Here is a 14,688-nt window from a genome sequence, read left to right on the forward strand (position 1 = left end):
ATTCCATTTGTTTATTTTCTTACCAACTAGTATTAGATTGAATTATCGCCATTACTCCTATTGAGAAACTGTATATTTTTTTAGTGCTCTCATCAATAGAAATTATTACCTTATTACTAGCTACGTCAGCATCCTCGTATACTAAACTGCATCCAACTGGCTCCTTTACGCTTTTCGGATTTTGATTAACTAACTTTATATTTTTAATATTAGCAATATTATTTTTTAGTATAAATTCTTTTGCTATTTTTTTTGCTTCGGTTATATCAATACTACTGTTTGAAGAAGGTATAATCTCACTATCATAACTGTTAAAATATATACATTCTCCTGTTTTTGAATCTATTTTCATAACATAGCCTGTGTAATTTGTATTTTGTGTTTTCTTTTCTACTCTTGTAAAAAATTCTACATTATATAAACCGTTTTCTAACACAGATTTACTATATTCCAATTGCGTTTTTGAATAATTACTTGGCTTTATCAGCTCTAAATCTTTTTTTAACATTGATGAACTAAAGAACTGAACATTACTTCCAACCTCTGTCAGGTAAAGTTTCACATTAAAATATTTTTCTAAAATTTCTAGAGCTTTTAATTTTGCTCCTTCCTCTGTTAAGATTTTTTTTCCATTCACTATATCTGAAGTAGATATAGTATTTTTATCAAGCTTTATAACTACCAGTTGATTTTTTTTTATGTTACTAAAATCACTACAGGAAGTTAAAAAAATACTAGAAATCAATAATACGAGAAGTATTATTTTATGTTTCATGAAAGGAGTCACCACCTTTACAAGTATTAAATATTAATTTAATTGAAGTTCCCTTATCTATTTCACTTTCAACTACAAAGCATCCACTATGAATATCCAATATCTTTTTACATATTGATAAACCTAATCCGGCACCATTACTTGCCCTAGTTCTTGCTTTATCAACCATATAGAAGGGTTCAAAGATCTTATCTATATGTTCCTTAGCAATCCCTATGCCATGATCTTTTATTTCAACTTCATATTTATATTTGTTAATACCAATGTGAATTTCTGATTTAACCTTAGAAGCTTTTATAGCATTGTCTATAAGATTAGTTAGTAGTACCTTCATTAAATCACGTTGCATCATCATTTCAAAATCATTATCCTCTATTACTAAGCTTATGTTTTTTTCAATAAGTTTTGGAAGCAATGACCCTTTTACTTCAAGAACAATGTTTTTTATGCTTTCATTTTGCAGCTTAAACTCTTCTTTTCTTAATAGTATTAAGTCCATTAGCCTAAAAGATAATTCCTCTAACCGCTTTCCTTCTCCATATATATAGCCAAGACCGTCTATAAAAATTTCCTCATTATATTTGGTGGTACGAAGTAAATTTGCATACCCTATTATAGAAGTTAATGGTGTTTTTAATTCATGGGCCAAGTTATCGATGAACCTCTGTTTTTCATTATTATTTCTTTCTAATTCATTTATTTTTTCTTCAACAACCTCAGCCATTGTATTGAAATTTTCTGCCAGCACGCCAAATTCATCTTTAGATTTTATTTCTACCTTTTCTGAAAAGTTTCCTTTAACTATTCTTTTAGTAGCCCCTATAAGATTCTGGATTGGTTTTGTTATATATTTACTTGCAAAATACATAAACGCCATGAAAACTAAAGATACTACTACGTCTAGTTTAAAAAAGAAAACATACTGATTTCCTCTTTCTTTATAAATTCCTGAAATATTTCGCGCATAAGTAAATTTATAGGATTTATTGTTTATATTTATCAAGTTTGATATAAATATATATGATTTATTACCTATATCCTTAATTATATATTGTCTTTTATCTGGTTGAAGTGAATTGATTTCTTCTCTTTTATCAGGAATTTTAAAATTCATATTACTAAACACACTTTTATTATTTGTATCTAAAATCTCTACATAAACATTTTTATCATTGTATTTTTTGTAATAATCATTGATGGCATTAGATAAAATTTCATCATCCGAGCTGGTATTACGGGAATACCTTCTTAAAGTGTCATACACCGGAATACTTAAATTCACTCCTGAATAAATACTCAAATGTTCACTTAAACATCTATCTACTTCTCTTTTTAATGTTTCATTATGAATCTTTTCTATTATTAAAATTCCTGCAAAGCTAAAGGTTAAAATAAATAAAGTCAAAAATAAAATGTATATTCTTTGCCAAAATTTCATCTATTAGTCCTCCAACCTGTAGCCAATTTTATAAACCGTCTTAATATTATCATTTAGGTCTAATTTTTTTCTAATTGAACCTATATGCATATCAACAGTTCTAGTTCCTCCAAAATAATCATATTTCCATACTCTTTCTAATAGTATATCTCTAGTTAATGCTATATTTTTATTTTGCACCAATATACATAATAATTCAAATTCCTTAAGAGTTAAATCTACTATTTTGCCACTTTTTTTTACTATTCTTTCTTTTAAATATATTTTAATATCTTTAAATTCCAAAGCATCATTAGCTTTTCCATATCTTCTAAGAACAGTTTCAATTCTTGCTAACAGTTCTAGAGCCTCAAAGGGCTTTACAATATAATCTTCTGCTCCTAATTTTAATCCAGTTACTTTATCAATAACTGAGTTTTTAGCAGTAAGAAATATAACAGGAATATCTAAATATCTTATTTTATCCATTATTGTAAAACCATCAGCATTTGGAAGCATAACATCCAGTAGTATTAAATCAAAAGGTTCATTTTCAATTATATTAATTGCTTCTAAGCCATCATAAACTTCTTTAGTTTCATAATTTGCTATATTTAAATTTAATCTGATTAAGTTTGATATTGCTAAATCATCTTCTACTATTAGAATCTTTTGTTTCAAACAAATCACCTCCAATAATATTATTGTTTTATTTATTCAAATTTATTAATATAAATAATTAGCAAGTAAAATTATAAACTATTTATATATGAGAAGATTATCCTATATGTAAAGTTGTTGTAAAGTTTTAGATACTTATCTAATAAATTATTATATTTTAATCCTATTGTCTGATATCTACTTTAACTTTTTTCCTTGTATAGGTAAATCTTAAAAGTTTTAATAATATTTATCATCGTTAAAATTAATTGCCGTTTTGACGTTTTTTACAGCTATGATAATTAGTAAAGATGATAGTGAATCAGAAAATCTCTCTTCAATTATATGTAATAGTTCTAACTCGAAAAAGTATATACCATCAGTGTAAAGCACTGATATATCTAGGGTTTAATCACTAAATGATAAAGCTCTTATTTTTTTGATCAAAACAAGTTAGTTAAAATACAATTATAGTATTGATAATACTAACTAAGCGAGAGATAAAAATGGCAAATGATAAACTGAAAAAAGGAAGCAAAACACCGATATATTCAACAAATTTTTTGAATATATCGGTGTTTTAGTAATATATGTCTTAACGTATAAAATCCGCGTTTTGCGATTATTACCCCATAATGTATTTGTTCTAGTGGACTTGCCCAAATGGTTTTAGGGTTAGCAATGCCACCAAGTTCGGAGGCTACACGATCAAATTGTCCTGTCTGGAATATAACTTTTCTTAAATCACCTTGACCTATCCTAAGATATTCGTCATAAGCTTCATTAATTCCGTTCATGACCACAGAAGCAACAGCTTTCATCCCATTTTCACCTCCTCCAAAATTACTTTACAGTGCCCTCCGAAAGTTATTTTATAATCTTAAATTCATATCCATTTGTTTTTAGATAGTCTATAATTCCAGGTAATGCTTTTGCAGTTTCTTCCTTACCATAGGTATCGTGCATTAATACTACTATTTTTTCTTGTGTACCTACAGATTCTTTAAATGCCTCTACTAATTCGGGTGCAGTTTTGTTTTTACCCTCAGCATCGAAAATATATGCATTCCAATCTATACTATACATATCTTTTTCCTTTAACTTGGCATTCAATTCACTCAAATTAGGATCCTTATAGTACACTCTAGACATATAACCACCTGGCATTCTCATTGCTCGTGCATTAAAATCTTGTCCTAAAATATCTTTTAAGATATTGTTAGTTTTCTCAAGTTCAGCCATATAAATACTTACATCAAGTCTGTTATGAGGATATAATGTTTTCATTGAATGACTATAGCTATGATTTCCTATAGAATGTCCTTCTTTGGAAATTCTTTTTATAATCTCTTTACTTGAATTATTAGATTCTATAAGGTTTCCAACAGTAAAGAAGGTTGCTTTTATTTTATTATCTTTTAATACATCTAGTACTTGTGGTGTTACAGTAGTAGATGGGCCATCATCAAAAGTAAGAAACGCGATTTTCTTACCATCTTTCACGCCTCTACCGCTAGATATATCTGATACTTTTTGTATATCATAATCAGCTGCAGCATTGGCGGCTTTAGTATTTAAATCTTTAGCTTTCTTATCCGCTTCGTCTTTTTCCTTTATTTCCTGTGCCTTAGCCTGTAATACCTGATTTCCCTTGGCTTGAACATTCACTTCTGAAACCCATGTATACCCTGTATAAAATAAAGCACATAATATAATAGAAAATACTATAATTACAGTGTTTCTTATTGTCTTAAATTTATTGCTTTTTATTCTCATAATTTTTTTCTCCTTTGTTATATCTAAACATTAATTTTAGTTAAAAACTAATTACTTTTTAACTGATGACTTATATTTTAAAATTCCTTTTGCTATACTATTAGCACATACATCTTGTCCACTTTCAGATGTTACAAAATTAGCATCTGAAGAATTACTTAAAAAACCTATTTCAATTAATGCGGAAACAGAATTATTAAGCCGTAATACAGCCAATGAGTGTCCATTAGATTCATATTTTAAACCTCTATCGGCGGAGTACTTACTATTACCAAGTTCCTTTTGGATGCTTTTAGCAAGTTTTTCACCATCAGTATTACGAAACCTACACCAGGTTTCTACTCCATGATAACTAGAGTCAGTAGCAGCATTGCAATGTATAGATACAAATGCATCTGCTTTAGCCTCATTTGATACTTTAACTCTTGCTCTAAGATCTAGCTTATTATCAGAGGGCCAGGACACTTTATCAGTAGTCCTTGTATATAACACCTTAATACCATCTTTTTCTAAGAGATCGCCTACTTTAAGAGCAATTGCTAATGTTACATCCTTTTCAAAAATATTCGATGAGTTTGTAGCACCAACATCATATCCGCCATGGCCTGCATCAATACATACTGTAAAATTAGAAGTAATACTCTGTGAATTAGCATTCTCTCCTTTTTTCACCATATTACTAATAAATAGCAATCCCAGGATTAATAAGAATACAAAGAGTGCTTTTATATTTATTTTCAACAACTTTTTTTTCATGGATTTTTACCCTCTTTCTACATTGTCTTGAACTTCATCGTTTATCTGACATATTTGATATGTATCAGAAGGATCTTGTAGTTGTAGCATTTTTCTCTCATATTGATCAATCGTTGCTAATGTTACTATCCACAGCAATGTAATAAAAATTACCTTTTAAATAAAATTTGATTGGAGCCTTTCTGAATATGAACCCAAAAATTTCGAGAAGGGAACTGATCAGAAAAATATGATTCAACCTTAGTCTCATAACTGCCATCTAATACTTTTTCAATACGAAAAACAGGCCATTGTGCTAAGTAACGCCTCTCCTCTCTTGAATAGGTTTTAGCCGGTAGAGCAAGATTCAATATAAACATAGCAAGTATAAATAAAAGCGGCAACATACACACGATATTCTGTATAACGGCAAGTTTTTTTTTGTTACTTATTCTCATATCAATCCTCCTGGTCAAAATCGGAAATATATAAATGGGTTGTAGGTTGAACTAACCATGTATGCCGTTGAAAAAAACATTAGTACACAATAATACACGGTTACTGCTAATTTATAAATATTGTAATGACTTTTTTCAAATACTAACGCCAGTTCCTTAGGCCAAGGTGAAGCCGCAATGATACAAACAATATATAAGATGGCATAAGCTTTTAGCTTCACAATTGCTTGGTTATTAATAAGCGCATTACCTCCTACTCCAGACATGATCCGCAGAAAACCGAGCATATCCGTCAGGTTGGTAAATTCAAAAAGTACCCAGCCTATAACAACAAACAGCAATAAGTATATATGACGGACAACCTTTGGCCATCTTGTCATGCTTTTCTGCAAAAACAATTTTTCTATTAATATTAAAGCTCCAAAATAAAGCCCCCATAAAACAAAATTCCAACTTGCACCATGCCAGAGCCCGGTGAGAAACCATACAATGAACATGTTCCGTATCAGTTTCCACTTACCGACACGGTTTCCACCAAGAGAAATATATACATATTCCTTAAACCATGATCCTAGGGAGATATGCCACCTGCGCCAAAATTCCGAAATACTTTGCGAAATATATGGATACTGGAAGTTTTCCTTGAAACGAAATCCAAACATTTTTCCCAATCCGATAGCCATATCTGAATACCCGCTAAAATCGAAATAAATCTGTAATGTAAAGGCAATAATCCCGGCCCATGCCATGAGCATTGAAACTTCTGTACCTGGCATGGCTTTTACTTCAGACCATAGTAGTCCTATATTATTTGCAAGAAGCATCTTTTTCGCAAGACCACACAGAAAGCGCTGCATCCCGGAGTTGAATTTTTTGAAGTTCATGCTCCTGTAAGCTAACTGTGATTCAATGTCTGCATAGTTCACAATAGGCCCTGCCACCAACTGCGGGAACATAGTAATATAAAGGGCAAATAGAATCAGGCTTTTCTGCTGCTTTATTTTTCCCCTATATACATCAATCACATAAGATAGTGTCTGAAAGGTATAAAACGAAATTCCTATGGGAAGCGTTGGTGTTCCAGCATTCAAATTCCAACTGCCAATTGATGCTATTGTACTTATGATCATGCCGATGTATTTAAAATAAGCGAGACAGCCTACATTGAGCACCAGGCTTATTATTAAAAAAAGCTTCCTTTTTCGGCTACTGGTATCAGATCTACCTAAGAGAGTGCCTAGACAGTAATTAACCGTTATGGAACCGCACATCAATAACACATAGATAGGTTCTCCCCATGCATAAAAAAACAGGCTTGCAGTCAGCAGGACAATATTCCTAAAGTGCTTTCCTAAGGAATAATATAGAATTACTGTGATAGGCAAAAAAGCAAATGTAAAAAACAGACTACTGAATATCATATGGTCCCTCCACTATAATAATTTAGAAAGTTTCTTCAACCACAGCTGATAAAATTCTTTCTTGAAGTGAACACCATCTTCCGCAAATAAATCAGGGTTTTCCTTTGCCAATGCTCCTATGTCTATATAATTAACTGATAACTTGCCCGCCAACTCCTTTAAAAGCTCATTGTATTCATCTACATTTTTATAGCGGGGTTCTAGTTTTAATGCCTCCTGTGTTACAGGTGTTATGGACTGGAGATATATCTTACAATTGGGCTGTTCTTCCTTTATCTTGTTAATCAGTTTTGTTAAATCATTTCTGAATAATTCTTTAGGATCCTTCACAGGCATGAACAGGTCATCCGATCCCAACATGATAAAGACGTTGTCCGGTTTCTTTTTAGTCAAGCCATCAATTTTATCATACGTAAACCCGGCTGTGGCTCCTGCCGCAGCTATTACACTTTCTTTAGGAAGAATTTCATTGATGACAAAACCTTCGGTAATGGAATCTCCGATAAACACATTGTTCTTAGACTTAGCTGTAACATCCTTTGCAGCATTTGTATTCCCGCAGGCAGTCATACCTATCAAAAGAATACCCATAAGGAAACTAATAATTAATTTTTTCATAAAAATACCTCTTTTCTTTATTTGATAAACTTATATTACAATAGTAAAATGCAGAACAGGTGCAGATAAGATAGAGTTCGGATATTATTTCTTTCTAATTTTTTGCAGAACAAAAGCCATGAAGTACCCTTCATAGCTTTTTCGTCAGTAAAATATTAATTTTTTTGAATAAAAGTATCTTAAAGAAGGCATATATCTTTCTCTGAAGATATAATCAATGATTTATGGTTGGACCGGTAGAGAAAAGAAAAAACGGACGCCATCTTTCGTATTTTCCACACCATAAATTGCATGATGAAGCTCCAATATCCCCTTGGATATGGAAAGTCCAAGACCCGTACCTGCTTTGGATGTCCGTGCCTCCACACGGTAGAATTGGTCCCATATCTTTTTCCTGTCTTCCTCTAATATTGGCTTCCCCTGATTTTCTATGCTGATTTCTGCTGTCTCTCCATTGCAGCTTATAGCAATTACGATTGCATATCCATTCTCCGTATTCCGGATTGCATTACTGAGAAAATTAGTAATAACGCGACTGATTAGCCATTTATGCCCCACTACAATTTTAGGGCAAAGTCTTAATATAAGAGAGATATTTTTCTCCTGTATTTGCTCAGCCAGGGACTTGCATACTTCGGTAATTGCTTTATCCATTTCAAAAGGAGCTAATTCAGGCTTATAGGTACCAGATTCAAATTTAGCTAGATCCAACATGTTTACAACCAGCAAGTCCATCCGTTGTATTTCATCTTCCATCGCCTGTAAGTAATGTTCCCTTTTTTCAGCTGCAATTCCGTCTTTAAAAATAGACAGACAACTTTTCATAACCGCAAGAGGCGTTTTCAGCTCATGAGATACACCTGCAATAAATTCCTTTCGTATAGTTTCTAATTTTCTCTCTTTATCAAGATCCTGTTTAAGCTGACCAATATATACTTCCATCTGGTTCGACAGATAATTAATATTTTGGGATAACTGACCAATTTCATCGGCGGAACGCACCGGCAGTTTTTCCGTAAAATCCATGTTTGCTATTTTCTCTGTGACCTGGTTGATGGATATCAGAGGTTTCGCCAGCCACTTAGAAAAAATAAATGCCAAGAATATAACACACAGAAATGTAAATCCAAAAAAGTAAGGATAGAATTGCTGTATAACCGATATTGCTTCATCTACCGGCTGAAGAGATGTCATAGCAAAAATATATCCCGTTACCCCATTTTCAACAACCGGTTTAATAATTATCTTATATTCCACAAGATTTTCTGTTGCACTAAATTCTTCTGTACCCTGAAGAGGTTTCGCATTATTAGCTAGCAAACCGGCTTGAAATTCTTTTATCTGTTTCAAAAAATAAAGTTCATGGTAGGGAAACGAAATATCCAACCCTCGTTCGGGAAATGCAGTCTTCGTTATCTTTCCCCTCAATACGTCAGTTACAAGGTGACTATACGCTTTATCAGCATTAGGACCATTCAGCTTGTTTGCAATATTTAAATTTACGACGCCCGTTGAATTAGTATTTATCATATAAGGTATCTTTTCATCTGCTATATTAACTGTATCAATAATCACCTCATCGCCGACCTTAAATGAAGCGAGTACATCAGAAGAATATTCTCCTTCAAAGGAGTACATTGGTATCCGCAAAGTACCCTGAGATTCATTTTTCAATTTCACTTCGAGATAGTAATTTTCCACATCGCCGATACGACCATTTTTGTCCAATTTTGTAATCCAGATTTGGTTATTCTTATATATTTCACCAGATGCTGCTTCCGCTCCTTTTTTCGCTACTATATCTGGGTACTCCTTCATATACATTTTGAGGGTATCCAATTTCTCATTAATATAATATTTCTTAAAAAAGTAATTTTGCGTTATTCCAATGAATAAAAACATAGTAGAGAATAATAGAACTGTTAGCACAAACCATTTAAAAACAATACTTTTTTTCATAGCTGCCCCTCTTCGAATTTATATCCCGAGCGGATAACCGTAACAATGTAGCAGCCTTTACTTCCAAGCTTAGCACGCAGGTTTCTGATATGGCTGTTCATTGTCTTTTCATCACCATAAAAATCATAACCCCATATTTTAGCTATTAATTGTTCTCTGGTAATTACAATCCCTCTATTTTGCATTAAGTAAGCTAGAATCTCAAATTCTGTATGAGTCAAATTAATAGTATTACAATCAATAGAAACAAGTCTTGACCCCATATTTATAACAATACCGCCGGCTGACGTCAACATTCCATCCATAGTACCTGGGTATTTTTCAAGAAATCGTTTCACTTTTGCCATTAGAACCAGAGGACTATATGGTTTGATCAGATAATCATCCGCTCCCAACTCATATCCCAGAAGAGAATCATCCTCATCTGAACGTGCAGTCAAAATGATTATAGGGATACTGGAATTTTTCCGTATTCTACGGCATACTGACCAGCCGTCAATCTTCGGCAGAACAATATCTAGTATAACTAAATCAACAGAATTTAATTGAAATAGCTCTAAAGCTTTTTCCCCATCTTCGGCCTCTAATACCTGATATCCATACTCAATTAGATAGTCAATTATCACTTCACGTAAAATATCTTCATCTTCAACAACCAATATTTTATTCATCCCATACCTCCATTTGTGTCATTACAAGTAAAATCTTTTGCATTTACACATTTAGTCTTATTATACTGGGGTGCAGCCAACATTTCCGACAAAACCCACGCTAAGGAATAAAATGTATGGTTTTTTAATAATTCGCCCCCGTTAAGCTATAGTGAATCCGCATATGCAATATTGAGTATTTAGTCTATTATCATCTGCGTAATATCCCATTTTAATTCATTACTTATTATTTTCAGAATAAAATTTTAGAGATTCTCCAATAAATTTAACTGCGCCATTACCATATTTCTTATCTACAACATTCATATCTTTATTGGCACTTGATAAATAAATATCAGCCATGTTGGATAAAAAAACATTGTTTATACCTATATCTAAATGTATTTATAGCTGAAGAAACTATACGCTCTAAAGTTTCTTCAGTAGTAGACTCAATTTTTATTTCGTAAAACCTTTTATATAGTTGTTGCTTTAAATACTCAATATCATCATTAACAGGTAAAACTATTTGTATAAGCTATTCTTTAATTGATTCCATATCATTTTTACTATATTCACGAAAGCAAAGTTCTTCTCGAATTTGCTTCTTATGAAAAAAAGCATTTCTGCTATTAAAATCGTAATTTAAATAAGTTTTTCCATCAATTTTAAGTTGTTTTGCAATGAACTCAATACTTTTTTCTGACACTGCTTCTTTACTCTCAGGAAATTTACCGTAATTTTGTAAATATTTATACAGCACTGCAAATCCTATTTTTGCCTCATTTGATTTATTATAAACTAATTGGAGCTCTCTTAGGTTTAAATTAAAATCTTTTATCATATGTGCCCTACCTTTAAAAGTTCCTATAAGTACAAGAGTAGGAACTTATTTTAAGAGTAGCTTACCATATGAATCTAAAATACTCAATAAAATGCTTTAAATACACCTAAGTTCAAGTTCCAAAATAAGATTCGGAACTTTTAATTAATGCTTAGGTTAGTTATTACCATATTTAGGAATCGAGTTTTCAGTACAGGACAGCTATGTTCTTTATACCCCTATTAAGTGGTAACCGAATTTTTTGTAGTCAGTAATCTCTTTTTCAATGTAACCATTTTTAATAAGCTTGGTTTCAGGAACCAGTGGCATGGTAATTCGTGTCAACCCGCACGACTGGCTAAGCTTTGAGATAGAGTATATAATACTTGGCGCATTCCCTTCAGGGATTGCGGCAGTTGAGGTCGTGTCAAGCATAACGATTGCTGATACTTCATCAGGATATTTTGCAGCATAATATTCAGAATAAATACCCGAAACAGAATGAGGCATCAAAATATACGGTGCGTGAAAGCCTGCCCCTGACAATGCAGTACGAATTTCTTTTGTATAATTCTCGTTTGTTCTTGGAGCATCTGTCTGATCACTGAAACCAACACCGAAATATTCAATACATACAACGGTATAATCCTTGCTTAGCTTCCTCATCAGAGGAGCAAAATCAGCACTTGGAAGGGCAGTGCCCCATCCAGGTAAAAGTACAATAGTACTTTTACTACTGCCCATAGAAAAGACGTGCATTTTCTTGCCATCTACTTCAACCATTTGACCGTAAGGCTCAATACTTTTAAGCTCGTCCTTGAAAAAGATTGTGTTTACAATAAATCCGACGATGTTTATACTCACTATTACTCCCAATATAATACCAAAAATCATCATAATCTTTTTTCCTCTCTTTTTACATTTTATTTTCATAAAATAACCTCTGAGTCTATATCAGGAGATGATATTATCGAAATATTTCTCGATTTTCGTTTCTCAGAAGTCTTATTGTTTAAATGTTGACTCATTAAAGCATTGATTTCACCTAAAAACGTATCAAATTCCTCATCACTCATTAAAAGTACCGCCGTGTTCAAAAATAGCTTATCACGAAGAGGATCGGCTTTGGTGCTGTTAAAATACTGTTCGAACTTTGAGTAAAGATTCATCAAAAATCCGTATGCATTTCGGGTAGCATTTTCCAATGTGTTCTCGTTTGATATAGTAGCTATATTAAGTGCATAAGTTCGTTCAACAGCTCCTCTTATTCTATTTTCATCCACTACATTAATAAGATTGTTTTCTGCAAGAATGTTAATATGGCGGTATAATGTTGTTCTTGGCACATCAGTTATAAAATCTACTAATTCTCCTGCTGTTGCTACTTTATGTGTAGAAAAATACTGTAATATTCTCATGCGAACAGGATTCATAAGGATTTTGTTTATATCTTTCATAGAAGCACCTCCAAATTGGTTTCAAATGTGATTATAATACCGCTTTTGGGATTAGTCAATATGTATTTTTAATTCACAAAAATAAAGCTTGTTGTAAAAAGGCAACAAGCTTTATTAATACCTATATCTTACAGTACTATTTCTTAACGTGAGTGAATTGTAAAACATTTATCCATTTTATGTCTTAACGTGGGTTTTGTCGGAAATGTTGGCGCTACCCCATAGCCATCAAGCTAAGCCATATTGAATATTAGTAAGCCAGTATTAAATACTATATTTTACCATTAAAATTTATTTTGATAAATTTTAATGGTAAATTTTAAGTGTACAATAGTATTCAAACAATTTTAGGGTACACCAAAAAAAGCCACGTATATAGTGGGGCTTTTACAATTTTATCAAGTTGTTTTATACTGCAACTTTAGCCTGCGATGATGTTAATTTATAACAAACTCTAAGAATATCAAAAACAGTTTTCTTGTCCTTTTTATGAGATTTCAGACCATTCCTAACTACATTTTCAAATATTAATTTTAAGGTATTGAGAACTTTATTAGGGAATTTGATAAGCTCAAAATACAGACTATCAATATATTCATGAACTATTTCACAAGTTTTAATTTCACTGGCTTCAAGGCCTTTATTTTCTAAAGCTAAAGTCCTCATTTTAAACATTACAGCAGAGCTTATTAGTAGCAAAATAAGTTTTCCATAAAGCTGACATTGAAACCGTTCTATTTTAACTAACTTTACAACCTGTATACTAAATATGGATTTCCACGTTTTAAATATTATTTCGATCTGCCATCTTAAACTGTAAAACTCATGAACCTGCTTTGAACTTAAAACTTCTTCCTTAATATTCGTTATATAAATAGATATACCTAATAATTCAATCGTATTATTACTTTTTTCTATACCCTTTTTTTTAGCATTCTTCACAGATTTTTCTGTTCTTTTTTTCAATTGATCATTTGTTAGTTTATATAAAATAAGCCTTGTTTTTAGCGTCTTTTCCTTGCCTACATAGACATCCTTAATTTCATAACGGTCCCCCTCGCCCATCTGTTTCATTATGTCAGAAATATAGATTCTTTTAAAAAGGCTTGATTTTTTAGGAGCGCCATTCTTATAGTACTCTATATCCTTATTTTCTATATATACTGCTATATTAGGTTTGAGTCTTGATATGTAAAACTCTTCTCTATCTTCTATGTCCAAAAAATCTTCAAAGTTGAAATACCCAAGATCTCTTAAAATAAGATCCCCAGATTTGATAGTATCTCTTATTTTGCTCCCAAAAGTATTGTCGCTTCCTGAGCCAGCTCCTACTTGTATATTAAGAAGATTTCCAGATTTCAATTCATATTCTAGTTGTATTTTTACACCTGAAGCTTGAGAGCAGCCACCAGATCCAGGATAAATATCTTTATAGCTTTCTGTTACTTGAAAAGCAGTAGAATCAAGTATTCTTATTCGTTTGAAATGTTCATCCCATACACTTGGTATGCAAGTATTATTTGTTATTGTTTGGCGCAACAGGTTCTCAAAAATCTTCTTTAAAAATTCCACACATCTTTCATTTAAACGTTGATCTAATGCTTGATTAGAAATAACTATTCCTATTTTTGCACTAAGTTTTGTACATAAGGTAACAAGTGTATTATTCGCGACCTCTGCATCCATAAAGCAGCATAAGCAAACGAATTCCCATGCTTTAATTTTACCTTTTCTTTTCACAAAGCCTGTTACTCTAGCTATTTCTTCAATCTCCTCTTTTGAAAAACATCTTTTAATTTCAGCTGCAAAATGTTTTATATCTTTATCCAATTTTAAGTTTTCTTCTATCATTTGTAAATTACCCCCATTGATGTGTTTTTGTTATCTTTTAAATGATAACATTTTTACAAATGGGGGGGCTTTATTTTCATAGACTTCC

General features: G+C 32.0%; 14 protein-coding genes and 2 pseudogenes. All 16 read right to left on the reverse strand.

Features of this window, described 5'->3' with window-relative positions; translation table 11 throughout:
• Nucleotides 1-19: 19 nt before the first annotated feature.
• Nucleotides 20-775 carry a hypothetical protein gene (locus tag ACWJJ2_RS07355; protein WP_220286606.1) on the reverse strand — a complete coding sequence of 252 codons (756 nt, stop codon included), beginning with the start codon at nucleotides 773-775 and terminating at the stop codon, nucleotides 20-22.
• Nucleotides 765-2,213 carry a HAMP domain-containing sensor histidine kinase gene (locus ACWJJ2_RS07360; RefSeq protein WP_462954117.1) on the reverse strand — a complete coding sequence of 483 codons (1,449 nt, stop codon included), beginning with the start codon at nucleotides 2,211-2,213 and terminating at the stop codon, nucleotides 765-767. The genes ACWJJ2_RS07355 and ACWJJ2_RS07360 overlap by 11 nt, the downstream gene beginning before the upstream one ends.
• Before the next feature lie 3 nt (nucleotides 2,214-2,216).
• A complete protein-coding gene (locus ACWJJ2_RS07365) occupies nucleotides 2,217-2,873 on the reverse strand; it encodes a response regulator transcription factor (protein ID WP_220286605.1) in 657 nt (218 codons plus the stop codon).
• 605 nt (nucleotides 2,874-3,478) lie between these two features.
• Nucleotides 3,479-3,691: pseudogene (locus ACWJJ2_RS07370) on the reverse strand (cell wall hydrolase); the annotation flags it as partial.
• A 28-nt stretch (nucleotides 3,692-3,719) separates the two neighbouring features.
• Nucleotides 3,720-4,628: a polysaccharide deacetylase family protein gene (locus ACWJJ2_RS07375; RefSeq protein ID WP_462954118.1), complete on the reverse strand. Its 909-nt coding sequence runs from the start codon at nucleotides 4,626-4,628 to the stop codon at nucleotides 3,720-3,722.
• Nucleotides 4,629-4,679: 51 nt separating this feature from the next.
• Nucleotides 4,680-5,384 carry an N-acetylmuramoyl-L-alanine amidase family protein gene (locus ACWJJ2_RS07380; protein WP_216303534.1) on the reverse strand — a complete coding sequence of 235 codons (705 nt, stop codon included), beginning with the start codon at nucleotides 5,382-5,384 and terminating at the stop codon, nucleotides 4,680-4,682.
• A 149-nt stretch (nucleotides 5,385-5,533) separates the two neighbouring features.
• On the reverse strand, nucleotides 5,534-5,821 hold the full coding sequence (locus ACWJJ2_RS07385; RefSeq protein ID WP_216303535.1) for a DHHW family protein: 288 nt from the start codon (nucleotides 5,819-5,821) through the stop codon (nucleotides 5,534-5,536).
• A gap of 14 nt (nucleotides 5,822-5,835) precedes the next feature.
• A complete protein-coding gene (locus ACWJJ2_RS07390) occupies nucleotides 5,836-7,242 on the reverse strand; it encodes an MBOAT family O-acyltransferase (protein ID WP_462954119.1) in 1,407 nt (468 codons plus the stop codon).
• A gap of 12 nt (nucleotides 7,243-7,254) precedes the next feature.
• Nucleotides 7,255-7,860 carry a GDSL-type esterase/lipase family protein gene (locus ACWJJ2_RS07395; protein ID WP_216303537.1) on the reverse strand — a complete coding sequence of 202 codons (606 nt, stop codon included), beginning with the start codon at nucleotides 7,858-7,860 and terminating at the stop codon, nucleotides 7,255-7,257.
• 222 nt (nucleotides 7,861-8,082) lie between these two features.
• Nucleotides 8,083-9,819 (reverse strand): sensor histidine kinase, encoded by a 1,737-nt coding sequence (locus ACWJJ2_RS07400; protein WP_462954120.1) that lies wholly within the window; start codon nucleotides 9,817-9,819, stop codon nucleotides 8,083-8,085.
• Nucleotides 9,816-10,490, reverse strand: coding sequence for a response regulator transcription factor (locus tag ACWJJ2_RS07405; RefSeq protein WP_216303539.1), 675 nt, complete (start codon nucleotides 10,488-10,490; stop codon nucleotides 9,816-9,818). Before ACWJJ2_RS07405 ends, ACWJJ2_RS07400 begins: the two co-directional genes overlap by 4 nt.
• A gap of 219 nt (nucleotides 10,491-10,709) precedes the next feature.
• Nucleotides 10,710-10,844 (reverse strand): annotated as a pseudogene (locus tag ACWJJ2_RS07410) (MerR family transcriptional regulator); the annotation flags it as partial.
• Between the two features lie 163 nt (nucleotides 10,845-11,007).
• Nucleotides 11,008-11,313 carry a DUF4158 domain-containing protein gene (locus ACWJJ2_RS07415; RefSeq protein ID WP_220286602.1) on the reverse strand — a complete coding sequence of 102 codons (306 nt, stop codon included), beginning with the start codon at nucleotides 11,311-11,313 and terminating at the stop codon, nucleotides 11,008-11,010.
• 210 nt (nucleotides 11,314-11,523) lie between these two features.
• Nucleotides 11,524-12,225, reverse strand: coding sequence for an alpha/beta fold hydrolase (locus ACWJJ2_RS07420; protein ID WP_462954121.1), 702 nt, complete (start codon nucleotides 12,223-12,225; stop codon nucleotides 11,524-11,526).
• Nucleotides 12,222-12,749 carry a helix-turn-helix domain-containing protein gene (locus tag ACWJJ2_RS07425; RefSeq protein WP_216304616.1) on the reverse strand — a complete coding sequence of 176 codons (528 nt, stop codon included), beginning with the start codon at nucleotides 12,747-12,749 and terminating at the stop codon, nucleotides 12,222-12,224. The genes ACWJJ2_RS07420 and ACWJJ2_RS07425 overlap by 4 nt, the downstream gene beginning before the upstream one ends.
• Before the next feature lie 408 nt (nucleotides 12,750-13,157).
• A complete protein-coding gene (locus ACWJJ2_RS07430) occupies nucleotides 13,158-14,600 on the reverse strand; it encodes an IS4 family transposase (protein ID WP_462954122.1) in 1,443 nt (480 codons plus the stop codon).
• Nucleotides 14,601-14,688 lie beyond the last annotated feature (88 nt).

Source organism: Clostridium sp. CM039, from assembly GCF_055081075.1.

Bases quoted from the DNA above. Each gene is read 5' to 3' on its own strand.
- ACWJJ2_RS07430 (WP_462954122.1), bottom strand. From the start codon at position 14,600: ATGATAGAAGAAAACTTAAAATTGGATAAAGATATAAAACATTTTGCA.
- ACWJJ2_RS07415 (WP_220286602.1), bottom strand. From the start codon at position 11,313: ATGATAAAAGATTTTAATTTAAACCTAAGAGAGCTCCAATTAGTTTAT.
- ACWJJ2_RS07385 (WP_216303535.1), bottom strand. From the start codon at position 5,821: ATGAGAATAAGTAACAAAAAAAAACTTGCCGTTATACAGAATATCGTG.
- ACWJJ2_RS07395 (WP_216303537.1), bottom strand. From the start codon at position 7,860: ATGAAAAAATTAATTATTAGTTTCCTTATGGGTATTCTTTTGATAGGT.
- ACWJJ2_RS07400 (WP_462954120.1), bottom strand. From the start codon at position 9,819: ATGAAAAAAAGTATTGTTTTTAAATGGTTTGTGCTAACAGTTCTATTA.
- ACWJJ2_RS07405 (WP_216303539.1), bottom strand. From the start codon at position 10,490: ATGAATAAAATATTGGTTGTTGAAGATGAAGATATTTTACGTGAAGTG.
- ACWJJ2_RS07380 (WP_216303534.1), bottom strand. From the start codon at position 5,384: ATGAAAAAAAAGTTGTTGAAAATAAATATAAAAGCACTCTTTGTATTC.
- ACWJJ2_RS07420 (WP_462954121.1), bottom strand. From the start codon at position 12,225: ATGAAAATAAAATGTAAAAAGAGAGGAAAAAAGATTATGATGATTTTT.
- ACWJJ2_RS07360 (WP_462954117.1), bottom strand. From the start codon at position 2,213: ATGAAATTTTGGCAAAGAATATACATTTTATTTTTGACTTTATTTATT.
- ACWJJ2_RS07375 (WP_462954118.1), bottom strand. From the start codon at position 4,628: ATGAGAATAAAAAGCAATAAATTTAAGACAATAAGAAACACTGTAATT.
- ACWJJ2_RS07355 (WP_220286606.1), bottom strand. From the start codon at position 775: ATGAAACATAAAATAATACTTCTCGTATTATTGATTTCTAGTATTTTT.
- ACWJJ2_RS07425 (WP_216304616.1), bottom strand. From the start codon at position 12,749: ATGAAAGATATAAACAAAATCCTTATGAATCCTGTTCGCATGAGAATA.
- ACWJJ2_RS07390 (WP_462954119.1), bottom strand. From the start codon at position 7,242: ATGATATTCAGTAGTCTGTTTTTTACATTTGCTTTTTTGCCTATCACA.